At 61.8% G+C, this 13,444-nt stretch carries 14 protein-coding genes; 8 read left to right on the top strand and 6 right to left on the bottom strand.

The window, feature by feature from the left end; translation table 11 throughout:
• Positions 1-42: 42 nt before the first annotated feature.
• The 6 genes from flhA to ACZ5FP_RS21010 are packed head-to-tail and all read left to right on the top strand — an operon-like array spanning position 43 to position 4,871.
• Entirely contained in the window at positions 43-2,133 is a 2,091-nt protein-coding gene (gene flhA, locus ACZ5FP_RS21035) for a flagellar biosynthesis protein FlhA (protein ID WP_464664419.1), read from the top strand.
• Between the two features lie 11 nt (positions 2,134-2,144).
• Positions 2,145-2,903, top strand: coding sequence for a flagellar biosynthetic protein FliR (gene fliR, locus ACZ5FP_RS21030; RefSeq protein ID WP_223615458.1), 759 nt, complete (start codon positions 2,145-2,147; stop codon positions 2,901-2,903).
• 1 nt (position 2,904) lies between these two features.
• Positions 2,905-3,315, top strand: a complete 411-nt coding sequence (locus ACZ5FP_RS21025; RefSeq protein ID WP_464664418.1) for a hypothetical protein — start codon at positions 2,905-2,907, stop codon at positions 3,313-3,315.
• A gap of 49 nt (positions 3,316-3,364) precedes the next feature.
• Positions 3,365-3,925 carry a rod-binding protein gene (locus tag ACZ5FP_RS21020; protein WP_464664417.1) on the top strand — a complete coding sequence of 187 codons (561 nt, stop codon included), beginning with the start codon at positions 3,365-3,367 and terminating at the stop codon, positions 3,923-3,925.
• 26 nt (positions 3,926-3,951) lie between these two features.
• Complete coding sequence (locus tag ACZ5FP_RS21015) at positions 3,952-4,389, top strand: flagellar protein FlgN (RefSeq protein ID WP_308526412.1); 438 nt, start codon at positions 3,952-3,954, stop codon at positions 4,387-4,389.
• A complete protein-coding gene (locus tag ACZ5FP_RS21010) occupies positions 4,386-4,871 on the top strand; it encodes a hypothetical protein (RefSeq protein WP_223615455.1) in 486 nt (161 codons plus the stop codon). The genes ACZ5FP_RS21015 and ACZ5FP_RS21010 overlap by 4 nt, the downstream gene beginning before the upstream one ends.
• 6 nt (positions 4,872-4,877) lie before the next feature.
• Here the strand turns inward: ACZ5FP_RS21010 and ACZ5FP_RS21005 are convergent, their stop codons facing one another.
• The 6 genes from ACZ5FP_RS21005 to ACZ5FP_RS20980 form a co-directional block, all read right to left on the bottom strand.
• On the bottom strand, positions 4,878-5,219 hold the full coding sequence (locus ACZ5FP_RS21005; protein WP_346307662.1) for a PilZ domain-containing protein: 342 nt from the start codon (positions 5,217-5,219) through the stop codon (positions 4,878-4,880).
• Positions 5,220-5,414: 195 nt separating this feature from the next.
• On the bottom strand, positions 5,415-6,680 hold the full coding sequence (locus ACZ5FP_RS21000) for an ABC transporter substrate-binding protein (protein WP_464664416.1): 1,266 nt from the start codon (positions 6,678-6,680) through the stop codon (positions 5,415-5,417).
• A gap of 25 nt (positions 6,681-6,705) precedes the next feature.
• Positions 6,706-7,542, bottom strand: a complete 837-nt coding sequence (locus tag ACZ5FP_RS20995) for a carbohydrate ABC transporter permease (RefSeq protein ID WP_288193878.1) — start codon at positions 7,540-7,542, stop codon at positions 6,706-6,708.
• A complete protein-coding gene (locus ACZ5FP_RS20990) occupies positions 7,539-8,483 on the bottom strand; it encodes a carbohydrate ABC transporter permease (protein ID WP_464664415.1) in 945 nt (314 codons plus the stop codon). Before ACZ5FP_RS20990 ends, ACZ5FP_RS20995 begins: the two co-directional genes overlap by 4 nt.
• A complete protein-coding gene (locus tag ACZ5FP_RS20985) occupies positions 8,476-9,630 on the bottom strand; it encodes an ABC transporter ATP-binding protein (protein WP_464664414.1) in 1,155 nt (384 codons plus the stop codon). Before ACZ5FP_RS20985 ends, ACZ5FP_RS20990 begins: the two co-directional genes overlap by 8 nt.
• A complete protein-coding gene (locus tag ACZ5FP_RS20980; RefSeq protein WP_464664413.1) occupies positions 9,627-10,463 on the bottom strand; it encodes a metallophosphoesterase family protein in 837 nt (278 codons plus the stop codon). The genes ACZ5FP_RS20985 and ACZ5FP_RS20980 overlap by 4 nt, the downstream gene beginning before the upstream one ends.
• Positions 10,464-10,784: 321 nt before the next feature.
• Between ACZ5FP_RS20980 and ACZ5FP_RS20975 the strand changes: the two genes are divergently transcribed.
• Together ACZ5FP_RS20975 and ACZ5FP_RS20970 are read left to right on the top strand one after the other, a co-directional pair.
• A complete protein-coding gene (locus ACZ5FP_RS20975) occupies positions 10,785-11,972 on the top strand; it encodes a serine hydrolase (RefSeq protein ID WP_464664412.1) in 1,188 nt (395 codons plus the stop codon).
• Between the two features lie 58 nt (positions 11,973-12,030).
• Positions 12,031-13,287: an ATP-binding protein gene (locus ACZ5FP_RS20970; protein WP_464664411.1), complete on the top strand. Its 1,257-nt coding sequence runs from the start codon at positions 12,031-12,033 to the stop codon at positions 13,285-13,287.
• Positions 13,288-13,444: the final 157 nt, after the last annotated feature.

Here is a 13,444-nt window from a genome sequence, read left to right as displayed (position 1 = left end):
AAGCTTCGCTCCCTATGCTTGCTGTGATCATAGGAGAATGCTGTGCAACAGGCTGCCGTAAAGAAACTGGGCGACAAGGGCTATCTGACCGGCAGCGATGTCGGGCTGGCGCTTGGCATCGTCATCATTCTGACCGTGCTCTTTCTGCCCGTCTCGCCGATGGTGCTCGATATCGGCCTGGCCTTTTCCATTGCGCTCTCGGTTCTCATTCTCATGGTGTCCCTGTGGATCCAGCGCCCGCTCGATTTCTCGGCGTTTCCGACGGTCCTGCTGATTGCCACCATGATGCGCCTGTCGCTCAACATCGCGACAACCCGCGTCATCCTCACCCACGGCGATGAAGGCTATGCCGCCGCCGGGCAGGTGATCCACGGTTTCTCCCAGTTCGTCATGGGCGGCGACTTCGTCATCGGCCTCGTGGTCTTTGCCATCCTGATCATCGTCAATTTCCTCGTCATCACCAAGGGCGCCACGCGCATCGCGGAAGTCGGCGCGCGGTTCACGCTCGATGCCATTCCCGGCAAGCAGATGGCAATCGATGCGGATCTTTCCTCCGGCCTGATCGACGAAAAGGAAGCGCAGCACCGCCGCCGCGAGCTGGAAGAGGAAAGCGCCTTTTTTGGCTCGATGGACGGTGCGTCGAAATTCGTGCGCGGCGATGCCATCGCCGGCCTCATCATCACCGCCGTGAATATTTTCGGCGGCATCATCATCGGCGTCACCCGCCACGGCATGGAAGTCAGCCAGGCGGCCGACGTCTTCACCAAGCTTTCCGTCGGTGACGGTCTGGTCACGCAGATTCCGGCGCTTATCGTCTCGCTGGCGGCGGGCCTGCTGGTGTCCAAGGGCGGCACGCGCGGCTCCACCGACAAGGCCGTCTTCGGCCAGCTCGGCGCCTATCCCAAGGCTCTGTTCGTTGCCGCCCTGCTGCTGTTCGTGCTGGGTGTGCTGCCGGGTCTGCCTTCCTTTCCCTTCTTCGTTCTCGCCCTTGGCCTTGTCGCCATCGGCATTGCCGTTCCGCGCAAGATCGCTCGGGTGGCAGCAGCAGCCGTGGCCGAGCAGAACCAGAGGAAGAAAGAGGCGGAGGACGAGGATCGCAATTCCGTCCGCGCCTCGCTCGAAACCGCGCAGATCGAGCTGTGCCTCGGCAAGCAGCTGTCGACCCGCCTGATGGCCTCGCAGCTGGAGCTGGCGCACCGCGTCAACAAGATGCGCAAGAAGTTCGCCACCGAATACGGCTTCGTGGTTCCCGAGATCAAGGTCACCGATGATTTCCTCATCCCGCCGAAGGTGTACCGCATCAAGATCCACGGCACTGTTGTGGTCTCGCAGGAGCTGCGCGTCGGTGAAATCCTGGTCATCCCGGGCGACCGGCCCATTCCCGAAATTCCGGGCGAAGAGGTGCGCGAACCCGCCTTTGGCATGAAGGCCTATTCGGTGCCGGAAACCTTTGCCGCCGATCTGAAGCGCGACAACTACATGACCGTCGACAATCTCTCGGTGCTGCTGACGCACCTGAGCGAGATCGTCCGCAACAATCTGGCGCAGCTTCTGTCCTACAAGGACATGCGCGCGCTGCTCGACCGGCTCGGCCCGGAATACCGCAAGCTGCTTGACGATATCTGCCCCGTGCACCTGTCCTATTCCGGCCTGCAGGCCGTGCTCAAGCTGCTGCTGTCGGAGCGTGTGTCGATCCGCAATCTCAACCTGATCCTGGAAGCCATCGCGGAAGTCGCGCCGCATATCCGCCGTGCGGAAATGATCGTCGAGCATGTGCGCATGCGCATGTCGCAGCAGATCTGCGGCGATCTGGCGGACAATGGCGTGCTCAGCGTGCTGCGCCTCGGCAACCGCTGGGACATGGTTTTCCACCAGAGCCTCAAGCGCGATGCCAAGGGCGAAATCGTCGAGTTCGACATCGACCCGCGCCTGCTCGAACAGTTCGGCACCGAAGCCAGCACCGCCATCCGCAAGCATCTGGACGCGGGCGAGCGCTTCGTGCTCGTCGCGTCGCCGGAAGCGCGCCCCTACATCCGCATGATCATCGAGCGGCTGTTCGCCACGCTGTCCGTGCTGTCCCATGTGGAGATTGCCCGTGGCGTCGAAGTGCGTTCGCTCGGCACGATCTCGTGAGGCCTTGATCGATGCTGCAGAACCTGGCGCTCAGCGACATGGTGATCGCCGCCTTTCTGGTGTTCGCCCGCGTCGGCTCGTGCCTTCTGATCATGCCGGGCATTTCCAGCCCGCGCATTCCCATGCAGATAAGGCTGTTTCTTGCCCTGACCTGTTCGCTGATGGTGGTGCCGCTGGTGTTCAAGCAGATGGCGCCCGTGGCCAATGCCGCGCCGCTGGTGCTGATGCGCATCATCCTTATCGAAGCCGTCGTGGGCGCGCTGATCGGCATCCTGGCGCGCATGTATTTCTGGGCCCTGCAGTTCATGGCCAACACCATCGCCATGGCGACGGGCTATTCCGGCGCGCCGGGGGCGGGCATCGAATCGGAGGAGCCGCAGGCGGCCATCGCCACCATCGTCACCCTGTCGGCGCTGCTCATGTTCTTCGTGATGGATCTGCATCTCGAGGTGCTGCGCGCCCTGCTTTCATCCTATTCGGCCATTCCGGTGGATGGGGTATTTCAGCCCGCGACCGCTATGGTCAACCTCACCGATACGCTGTCCAAGGCCTTCTTCAGCACCATCCGCATCGCCGCGCCGTTCATTGTCTTCGCCATTGTGGTGAATATTGCGGTCGGGCTGATCAACAAGCTGACGCCGACCATTCCCGTCTACTTCATCTCCATGCCGTTCGTTCTCGCCGGAGGCTTGATGCTTCTCTATTTCAGCATGCCGGATCTCCTGCGCTTCTTCACCAGCGAGGCCGGCACTTACCTACGGAACTTCTGACATGAGCACCAGGCCGGGTTCGCGCCAATCCCTGCGCGGAATGATCAAACTGCAGCGGCTGACCAAGGCCCGGCACGAGATGGCGCTGGCGCGCCTGAATGCGCAGTCCTCGGCCATCGCGGAAGAGAATACGGCATTGTTCAGGATGCAGAACGACCGCTTCGAGAATGGCGCGGGGATCGTCCCGCCCGATCTCGTCATGAAACGGCTGGAAACCAACAAGGCGAAGCAGGCGGGCCTGTCCGAACGGATGGTGCGGGAAAAGCGCGATCTTTTGGCGGTGTCGCGCACCATCGATATTCTGTGCGGCCGCCTGCGCCAGCTGGAGCAGGCGATGGAACGGGCTGCTGCTGCCGAGGAAATCGAGGAATATGTCATCCATACAATCGTTGGCGGCACAAGCCTCCCGTAAGTTTGGCGCGGTAAGGTACGAAGCATGAAACACGATGGGACAGTGACCGATGGCCATTAATCCACCTTCCGATCTGGTGCTGGATGTTGCCAATGCAGCCGATCCGGCAACCCTGCAGGCGTCGGTCGAGAAGCTTCGCAGCCTTGCTGCGGCGCGCGTCGAAGCCCAGACACGGCTGTCGCGCGAGACATTCGCGTCCATCCAGCAGGCCGGGACACCAACGGTTTCCATCGGCAGCACCAGCGCGCCGGGCGCGCCGAACCCCGCCTACAAGAAATTCGAGTCGTTCATGCTGCAGTCCTTTGTCGAATCCATGTTTACCGGCGACAACCAGGCCGTGTTCGGCAAGGGCATTGCCGGTGATTACTGGAAATCCATGATGGCGGAGGCGGTGGCCAAGAAGATGGCCGATGCCGGCGGCATCGGCGTGGCGCGGATGCTGGAACAGCAAAGCGCCAACAAGACGAAAAGCGCGGCGGCGAGCGCCGCGCCTGCGGTCTCCGGCGATCAGACCCCGGACCCGAATGTCATTTTGTACCAGATCGAACGGCAACTCATTCACAAGCAATTGAAGACGACGAAACCTCTTGACGCGATCAAACGGGGCTGATGCCGGCAAGATTGGAGGAAATGAATATGGATATAGTCAACGATAATGAAGAGAACGGCACCGTGATCGAACACGCTCCCCTTGTACCCGAGGTCGAACCGGCGCTTGAGCCAGTCCTCTTTGCCATCAAGCGCCTCGAAGAGGTCGTCGAGCGCGAAACCAAACTGCTGCTCGATGGCGAGACGATCGATCTTGCCGAAATCAACTCGCACAAGAGCCGTGGCCTGCGCGATTTCAACAAGGCGATGAACAAGGCCGCGAAAACCGCCGGGGTACCGGCGCTGAAATCGCTGCAGCCGGTGCTGGATGCCTTGAAGCAGAAGCTGGACCGCAATTGTGATGCCATCAAGCTGCATCTGCGTGCCGTGACCGAGCTGACCGGCCTCATCCGGGATGCGCTGGAAACGCAGGAAGCCGACGGCACCTACACCGCCCAGCAGATGAGGAACGGGCAAGGCGCATGATCCGTATTGTCCTGATCGGCCTCTGGATCTGCGGCGTGGCGCTGGGATCGCTGTATTTTGCCGTGTGGCAGAATTCGGCGACGGCGGCTGTGTCGTCGCAGAGCAAGGATGTGCTCGATTTCGGCAAGACCGACAGTTTCAGTGTCCCGATCATTCTGGACGGGGCAGTGGAAGGCTATATCGTGGTGCAGCTCGGCTACACGCTCGACAGCCGCGTCAAGGCCTCGGTCACCGTGCCCGTTGCGCCGTTCATCAATGATGAAATCTTCCGCCAGTTCTACGGCCGCTTTTCCGATGTGAAAGACGTGCAGAAGGTTGAATTTGCCAGCGTCAAGCAATCGGTCATCGACGGGGTCAACGCCAAATTCCCCGAACCGCTGGTGCGCGATCTTCTGGTCGAACAGTTCAACTACATCACCGCCAAGGAGATCCGCGACCAGAACACCAAGGGCCTGCAGCGGCAGGCACCCGCGGCACCCTGATCCGCCTCACAGGGAATAGTATTTTCCGGCTAGGGCGCTGAGGACGGCTTCGCTCAGCGGTGTCACATTCGCATCCTCGATGAAGCGCACGCCGAAGTCGCCATCCCGGTGCCAGACAATCTCGGTCATCAGCGCCCCGCGATACTGGTCGTCGAACAGCCAGAAGCGGTTGGGGATGGTGCAGGGCCCCACGGTGCGGATGCGGGCACCGCCGCCGGCAATGTTGTGAAAGTGGCACTCGGTCAGAAACTGGCCTTCAAGCGTTGCAAGCTTTCCTGAGCGCAGGCGTGTCCGCTTGCGTTCTTCAATACGCTTTTCCGTCTTGTGGCCGGATTCGGTTGGTGGCATCGATGGCTGGTCCAGCAAGGATTGATGGTCCGGCGCGAGTACGTATCCGGGATACATATTTCAAGCCGGTGGTTGTCCCTGATGGTCATAGTCTCAAACCATTGCAAAACCGTTATACCAAGTTGGCAAATGCGTGTGATGCGGACAGGCGCCTTGTCGCGGTGGGCAGGGCGACTGTCCTTGATTGAACCGGTGTCAGCGGCGTGGCAGAAGCTTCTGGACCTCGTCGGCCGCGTTGTTCAGGGCTTCCTGCGGTGTGGCCGACTGTTCGACGACACGCGAGAGGTTGTCGACGATGGTCTGGGTCACCTTGACGCCATTGGTGCCGGGGAAGGCATACCAGGGGATCATGCGGTTCATCTGGTTGAGACCAGCCTGGAACAGCGGGTTCTGCTTGTAGAAATCGGCGAGATAGTCCGGCGACTTCGCAGCAAGTTCGTTGTTCGGCACATAGCCGGTGCCGGGAACCACCACCGAAGCGCCGTAGGGACCGGCGGCGAACTTGGCGAATTTCCATGCGGCCTGCTGCTTGGCGGTATCCTTGGTCAGGATGACGACGGCATTGCCGCCCGTGGGCAGATGACCCTTTTCCGGATTGAGCAGCGGCAGCGAGCCGGTGCGCAGGTCGAACTTCGTGCCGACATTCTTGATCGTGTTGCGCAGCGCGCCCGTGGTCTGGAAGGCAAAGCCCACCTTGCCGGCAACGAAGGCCTGTTCACCCGCCTGCTTGGTCAGGACAGGCATGCCGCCCTCCTTGACCAGACGGCTGACGAGGTTGAAGGCGGCGATGCCTTCCGGGCCGTTGAAGGCGACTTTCTTTTCATCCGGCGAAAGCATGGTGCCGCCGGCGCCAAACAGCAGGGCGGAGAACATCCAGTCATCGCCCTGCCAGCGGAAATCGATGCCTTCATTGCCGTTGCCGAGCGCCTTGACCTTGGCACCGAGGGCAATGACCTCGTCCCAGGTCTTCGGCGGCTGGTCGGGATTGCCGCCCGCCTGCCGGATCAGGTCGGCGTTGTAGTACATGATCGGGTTGGAGGTGGCGAAGGCAAGGCCGACCTGCTGGTCGCCGACCTGGGCGAGACGAAGGATGTTGTCGCTGAAGCCCTGGGCCGCCATATCAGGCTCCTTGGCGATCAGCGGCTTCATGTCGACATTGACGCTGCGCTCGGCAATCATGCGCAGGCGGTTGAGGCCGATGAAGGTGATATCGGGCATTTCGGCGGTTCCCGCCTGCCGCAGGATCGTCTGGATGCCTTCCTCATAGGTGGCCGAGGGGCTGACGAAGCTGATCTTGATATCGGGGTTTTCCTCCATGAACTTCTTGGAGATGACATCCATCACATCCTTGAAGAAGCCGGGCATCGGGTAATGCACGTTCAGGGTGGTTTCCGCGAAAGCGGGAACACTGAACGCGGTAGCGATCGCGACTGCCGCAATCGTCTTTCGGAAGAAGCTCATTGTTATCTCCTGGTCTTGGGAACTGTCAGCCTTTGAGGCCGGTGAGGGTGATGCCTTCGATGAAACGCCGCTGCGCCAGCAGGAAGGCGGCAACGAGCGGCAGGGTGATGATGAGGGTTGCGGCCATCAGCGCGCCGTAATCGTCCCCGGCTTCGGCGGCGCGGAAGAACAGGAGGCCCAAAGGCGGTGTCGCCCGTTCGCTGCCGGTGATGACGATGAGCGGCCAGAACAGGTCGTTCCAGTGCGCGACCACCGAGAAGATGGCGAAGGCGGTGACGGCCGGCCAGGCATTGGGAACGATCACCCGGTTGACGATGGCAAGCTCCGACATGCCATCGAGCCGGGCGGCCGAGATCAGGTCGTCCGGCATGGCGCGGAAAAACTGCAGGAACAGGAAGATGCCGAAGACCGAGATGAAAAACGGCGCGGACAGGGCAAAATAGCTGTTGAGCATGCCAGCCTTGTTCAGGGCGACGTAGATGGGCAGGGCGGTGGCATGAATGGGGATGAGCAGCCCGAGCATGACAAGCGTCATCATCGTGCGGGCGGCGCGGAATTTCAGCTTGGCCATGGCATAGGCGCAGGGAATGGCGATGACCACCTGGAAGAAGAAGATCAGGCCGCAGACGACAAGCCCGTTCCACAGGAGCTGGCCCATCGGCACCCGGGTGAGCGCCTTGGCAAGGTTTTCCCACAGCGCCCAGTGCTGCGGCAAAAGGGTGAGCGAGGACGAAAAGATTTCCTCGCGGGATTTCGCCGCCGTGGAAATCATCCAGATATAGGGCGCCAGGAAGACGAGCGCTCCGGCCGAAAGCATGGCCAGACGCAGGTTGCGCATGGAGAAGAAGGCGGTGTTTTTCATGTGTAGTGCACCCGTCTGTCGAGAACCCGGTATTGGACGAGCATCAGCACGATGAGGAAAGCGAGGAAGATGACGGTCATGGCCGAGGCATAGCCGACGCGCAGATAGACGAAGCCCTCCTGATAGATGGTCCAGAGAAGCACTTCCGAAGCCTTGTTCGGGCCGCCCTCGGTCAGCGTCTTGACCGTCTCGAATACCTTCACCGCGTTGATCACGCTGATCGTGGCGACGAATAGGGTAGTCGGTCCGAGCATCGGCCAGGTGACGAGCCGGAAGCGCTCCCAGCTGCCCTTGGCGCCATCCACTTCCGCCGCGGCATAAAGTTCGCGCGGGATGGCGGTGAGGCCCGCGAGAAACAGCACCATGTTGAAACCGACCGACTGCCAGATGCCGACGATCGCCAGGCTGATCAGCACGGTGCTGCTGCTGCCGAGCCAGTTGGGACCGGCAATGCCAAGCATGGACAGCATGGCGTTGACCGGGCCGATGGTCGGATGCAGCAGGTACTGGAACACCGTTGCCATGGCCACCAGCAGCGAGGCGACGGGCAGGAAGTACACGGTGCGGAAGAAGGCGCGGCCGCGTGTCTCGCTCTCGATGAGGAGGGCGACGCCAAGGCCGATGAACACGGAAAAGGGCGTGACGATGGCGGTGTAGACGGCGGTGTTCTTCAGCGAGATGAGGAACGTCCGGTCGGCGAAGAGCTCGATATAATTGTCGAGGCCGATGAACTGGAAGTCGTCATAGCCGAGCTCATAATTGGTCAGGCTGAAGATAAAGACGGCGAGTGTCGGCAGCAATATCAGGACGATAATGAGCAGGATTGCCGGTGCAGCCAGCTGCCAGGCCACGCGCTCTTCGCGTTTGGCGGCGCGGATGGCTGCCTGCCGGGCGGTGGTCCGGCTGGCGGAAAGATGATTGGGTATCGCGGTCTCATGCATCGACGGCAACCCTTGCCGTTGCCCGCAGCGGCACGCGCAGCCCGTCCTGCCCGAAGACGAGGCAGGCATCCCTGTCGATCTCGAGCGTGACCGGCGATCCCATACCCAGATGGGTGACGTCGGCCGGGGCGGCCTTGATGACAATGCCGTCCCCGGCGCCATCGGCCTGCGTTGTCACCAGCACTTCCGAGCCGAGGAACTCCAGCCGGGTGACGGTGGCGGCAATGCCCTTGGCGCCCTGCGGCCTCAGCCTGATGCGCTCCGGCCGGATTGCGAGCTGGACCGGCGTGCCGACCGGACCGGTGACGCCGTCGACCACGGCCTTGCCGCTGAAAAACACTGTGCCATTGTCCGCGGTCACGGCATCGATGATGTTGATGCGCGGGCTGCCGACGAATTTTGCCACCTCGACATGGCGCGGATCGTCATAGATCTCGGCAGGCGAGGCGAACTGCAGCACCTTGCCGCCCATCATCACGGCAACCCGGTCGGCCATGCTGAGGGCTTCCGACTGGTCGTGCGTGACGTAGATGGTCGGCACGCCGGTGCGCCGGTGCAGGTCGACGATCTCCGCGCGGGTGTGCACGCGCAGATTGGCGTCGAGATTGGAAAGCGGCTCGTCCATCAGGAACACGCCGGGCTGGCGCACCAGCGCCCGGGCGAGCGCCACGCGCTGGCGCTGGCCGCCGGACATCTGCCCCGGCTTGCGGTCGAGCAGGTGGTCGATCTTCAGGCTGGTTGCCGTGGCCAGCACCTGCTGTTTGATTGCCGCCTGCGCGGCGCTTCGGCCCGCGGTGAAACGGCCAAGCAACGGCATGCGCTGCAGGGTGGAAAGCGTGCGCATGGCCAGCGGCACGGCAATGTTCTGCTCGGCGGTCAGGTGCGGATAGAGCGCATAGGACTGGAACACCATCGCCACATTGCGGTCGGCCGGGTGCTCCGCCGTGATTTCGCGGTCGCGCATCCAGATGCTGCCGGCATCGCCATGGTCAAGACCGGCGGCAATGCGCAGCAAGGTGCTCTTGCCGCAGCCCGATGGCCCGACGAGGGCGATGAACTCGCCGTCTTCCGCTTCGATGCTGACATCGTTCAGGATACTGTTCGTGCCATAGGATTTCGAGATGTTCCTGAGGGCGAACGCGCTCATGCGGCTGTCTCCGGTGCCTGCGCGATGCGTGCACGCGGATAGACCTCCTCGATGACGTCATCGAGGATGAAGCGTGAGAGGCTGCCGATCTCGACGATGTCTGTTTCAACCGTGTCGGTCAGCGTATGGATCGCCGCGCCGACAATGCGCTGGCCGGGCATGTCCCGCTCCATGTCCCCGACGACGAACGACGAAGCCGGGGCCCAGACGAGACTGGTGTCGTTGTGCATGCCCTGCCAGGCGCGGTGCAGGTGCCCGCTGGCATGCAGGGCCACATCATATTCCCCGATCAGGTCGAGCAGCCGTTTGCGCGGCGCAGGGCGAACGCTCCAGTAACCGGTTTCGCCTTCGTCGGCCGCGTCGACAAACAAGGGCTTGTGCGCGAAGAGGGCGATGCGGCGGGTCTCCGCTTCGGCAAGGGCGTCCTCAAGCCAGTCGAACTGTTCTTCCTCTTCGAGGCTGTCATTGCCGAGGATCAGGCTGTTGAGGCCGACCAGCCGCCAGCCGTCCATGTCGTGAATCCAGCGGTCCGGTCCGACCATTTCGCGCCAGCGGTCGATGCGCGTGGCATTGACAGGCTGCGGGCTGCCGGGCATGTGGCCGACGTCGTGGTTGCCGGGCAGGCTCAGGACCTTGACAGGAAGCGCGTTCAGCAAGCCGGCGGAGAAGGCCAGGTCATCCTCGATATCCGCGCCGTCGATGGACAGATCGCCCGTGTGCACCACCAGGTCCGGTTTCTGCTCCGCGACCCATTGGGCCAGGGGTGACCAGTTGGCGTTGAAATGGGCCTTGGAAGGGCTGAGGTGAGTGTCGGTGATCTGGATGATCCGCACAGGATATCTCTCTTCAAAATCGAACAATGGGGGCGCATGTGGTGCTGGGGGAAAGCCGTTTTCGACCCGACCCGGCGCGGGGTCTTCTTAGGCTTGGTCTGTGACAGCTGCGTTTCAAGCCAATGACAATTCAATGAACGTCGTTGCCCCATGCGGGGCGGACAGGGCGGATAGGCCGGCCGCAATTTCTGCTCAATCAGCGGTGAAGATCACGCCGTTCACCATGGTTGTTTACACCTTATCAACCTCGGCCTCAGTAGTCTCAACCGACGCCCAACCCGTTGAATTATGCCTTCGCCCCTTTCGCATGGAGATCCCGCAATGCTGCTTGGTTTCGCTCGTCAAAGCCTGTTGTACTGCGTCAGAACGCTTGCGCTGGCCTGTGCCCTTGCCACCGGTTTGGCGGGCGCGGCGCAGGCAGCGGACCAGCCTTGGCTGGTGCTCGACGTGCCGACCGGCAAGGTCCTAGGCGAGGGCAACGGCTATGCGCCGCACGGACCGGCCTCGCTGGCCAAGATGATGACGCTTTATCTAACCTTCGAGGCGATCCGGAAGGGCAAGCTGAAGTGGGATGATCGTATCGTCATGTCGGCCAACGCTGCCCGCAAGATTCCAGCGAAGCTGTGGATGCGCGGCGGCGATACGCTGAGCGTGCGCGAAGCCGTGGATGCCATGATCATCCTTTCGGCCAATGATGCGGCTTCCGCCATGGGTGAGCATCTGGCCGGATCGGAGGCGCGTTTTGCACAGCAGATGACCCAGCGTGCACGGCAGCTTGGTCTCAGAAACACGGTGTTCCGCAACGCATCCGGCCTGACGGAAAAGGGACAGACGACAACGGCGCGGGATATGGCTGTGCTGGGCGTGGCCGTGATGCGCGATTTCCCCAAGGAGTATGGTCTTTTCTCGCAGCGGTCCTTCGTCTTCCGCGGCAAGCAGATCAACGGTCACAACAATCTGATGTATCGCTATGCCGGCGTTGACGGGATCAAGACCGGCTATACCGACGCTTCAGGTTTCAATCTCGTATCCTCGTTCACTGACAACAACAGACATATTGTCGGCGTTGTCCTCGGCGGCAAGACCGGCCGGTCGCGTGATGACCGGATGGCGGAGCTTTTGACCCAGTACATGCCGCTTGCAAGCGATGCGGGCAAACGTGGCAATAATCTTGTTGCCAAAGCCGAACCGCAGCGCAAACCCGGCATTGCCGAACTTATCGATGAATCCGCCATCGAGCAGGGCGACGGTGGTCTTCAGCCTTTGAAAACAAGCGGCCAGTGGAATATCCAGATCGGTGCGGTGGATACGCGCGCCGATGCCAACCGGCTGCTGGGCAAGGCGGATCGGCTGGTCCGTTCGATTTTGCCCGAGGCCAAGGGTTATATTGAACCCGCAGCCAAGCGCTTTCGGGTGCGGTTTGGTGGTTTCACGGATCTACAGGCTGCAAGTGCCGCCTGTTCCGAACTGAAGCGCCGCTCGTTCGCCTGTATTGCATCGCGCATGTGATTAAAAATAGACGTCTATTCGCTTTAAATCAGACGGTAAATGATTTAGGAGTGGACGCATGAGTGATTCCCTGCCTGAAAAGCATGGCCTGATCGAAAGACGCGTCGGGCCGCACGTCGCAACCGCCCTGTCGGATACGCGGGTTGTGCTGATCGCCGGTCCGCGCCAGGCGGGCAAGACGACGCTGGCCCGCCAGTTCTCGGGTGCCGACAGGCCCTATTTGACATTGGACGATGCCGCGACCCTGCAGGCGGCCCGTACCGATCCCGTCGGCTTCATCCGCGGACTGAAACGGGCCGTCATCGACGAGGTGCAGCGCGCGCCGGAACTGATGCTGGCGATCAAGGAGAGCGTCGATACGGATCAGGAGCCGGGGCGGTTCCTGCTGACGGGATCGGCCAATCTCGCCACGGTTCCGGCCATCGCCGATTCCCTCGCGGGACGCATGGCGGTCATCCCGCTGCTGCCGTTTGCACAATGCGAACTGGCGGGAACACCGGGCAATTTTCTCGACCGGCTGTTTGCCGGGGACGATCTGCAGCTGGCAGCCCGGCCGGTCACCGGACAGGCCCTGAGCGATATCGTGCTGCGCGGCGGCTACCCGGAGGTCGTGCGCCGGTCGTCGCCAGCGCGCCGCAAGGCCTGGCTGGAAGACTACGTTGCCCTCATTCTCGACCGCGACGTGCGGGACATTGCCAATATCGATCAGCTGGACCGCCTGCCGCGGCTGCTCGATGTGCTGGCCGAACATGCGGGCCAACTGACCAACCATTCCAGTTTCGGTGCGGCGCTCGGCCTTTCCAGCGTGACGGCGCAGAAATATGTCGCCATTCTCGAACGGCTGTTCCTGGTGCGCACCTTGCCGCCCTGGTCCACCAACCGGCTGACCCGGCTGATCAAGACGCCCAAGCTGCATTTTCTCGATACGGGTCTGCTCGGTGCCCTGCGCGACACCGATGCCGACGATGTGCTGAGCGACCGCACGCGGTTCGGCGCCATCCTGGAAAGCTTTGTCGTGTCGGAAATCTTCAAGCTGGCGGCCTGGTCGGAGCGCCGCCTGACCTTTTCGCATTACCGCACCAAGGATCAGGACGAGGTCGATCTGGTCATCGAGGACAGGCGTGGCCGGGTCATCGGCATCGAGGTCAAGGCGGCGGCCACCGTGCGCCAGCAGGATCTGCGCGGGCTGCGCCAGCTGCAGGAGGCGGTCGGCGACCGCTTCGTCCATGGCATCGTGCTGCACGATCACGACCGGATAACGCCCTTCGGTGAAAAGCTGCATGCAATGCCGCTGTCCAGCCTGTGGTTGAGTTAAGTCAGGCAGGATGCTTGCGGGATGCGGCAAATGTTTCTATGAATGAGAGGGATAGCCGCAGCCGCTATCTGTCTCTTTTCCCATCCGAAACTTAGCTGGCATCAATAAAATATTGAAGCTGTTTCGCTCATGTCTGCGGAAATCATGGCCTAGCATC

This window comes from Phyllobacterium sp. T2-21 (assembly GCF_055378485.1).
This window is presented reverse-complemented; position numbering and strand designations above follow the sequence as displayed.

What these genes read in the sequence shown, in the direction of transcription:
- fliR (WP_223615458.1), top strand. Translation starts at nt 2,145, where the DNA reads ATGCTGCAGAACCTGGCGCTCAGCGACATGGTGATCGCCGCCTTTCTG.
- ACZ5FP_RS21025 (WP_464664418.1), top strand. Translation starts at nt 2,905, where the DNA reads ATGAGCACCAGGCCGGGTTCGCGCCAATCCCTGCGCGGAATGATCAAA.
- ACZ5FP_RS21020 (WP_464664417.1), top strand. Translation starts at nt 3,365, where the DNA reads ATGGCCATTAATCCACCTTCCGATCTGGTGCTGGATGTTGCCAATGCA.
- ACZ5FP_RS21015 (WP_308526412.1), top strand. Translation starts at nt 3,952, where the DNA reads ATGGATATAGTCAACGATAATGAAGAGAACGGCACCGTGATCGAACAC.
- ACZ5FP_RS21010 (WP_223615455.1), top strand. Translation starts at nt 4,386, where the DNA reads ATGATCCGTATTGTCCTGATCGGCCTCTGGATCTGCGGCGTGGCGCTG.
- ACZ5FP_RS21005 (WP_346307662.1), bottom strand. Translation starts at nt 5,219, where the DNA reads ATGCCACCAACCGAATCCGGCCACAAGACGGAAAAGCGTATTGAAGAA.
- ACZ5FP_RS21000 (WP_464664416.1), bottom strand. Translation starts at nt 6,680, where the DNA reads ATGAGCTTCTTCCGAAAGACGATTGCGGCAGTCGCGATCGCTACCGCG.
- ACZ5FP_RS20995 (WP_288193878.1), bottom strand. Translation starts at nt 7,542, where the DNA reads ATGAAAAACACCGCCTTCTTCTCCATGCGCAACCTGCGTCTGGCCATG.
- ACZ5FP_RS20990 (WP_464664415.1), bottom strand. Translation starts at nt 8,483, where the DNA reads ATGCATGAGACCGCGATACCCAATCATCTTTCCGCCAGCCGGACCACC.
- ACZ5FP_RS20985 (WP_464664414.1), bottom strand. Translation starts at nt 9,630, where the DNA reads ATGAGCGCGTTCGCCCTCAGGAACATCTCGAAATCCTATGGCACGAAC.
- ACZ5FP_RS20975 (WP_464664412.1), top strand. Translation starts at nt 10,785, where the DNA reads ATGCTGCTTGGTTTCGCTCGTCAAAGCCTGTTGTACTGCGTCAGAACG.
- ACZ5FP_RS20970 (WP_464664411.1), top strand. Translation starts at nt 12,031, where the DNA reads ATGAGTGATTCCCTGCCTGAAAAGCATGGCCTGATCGAAAGACGCGTC.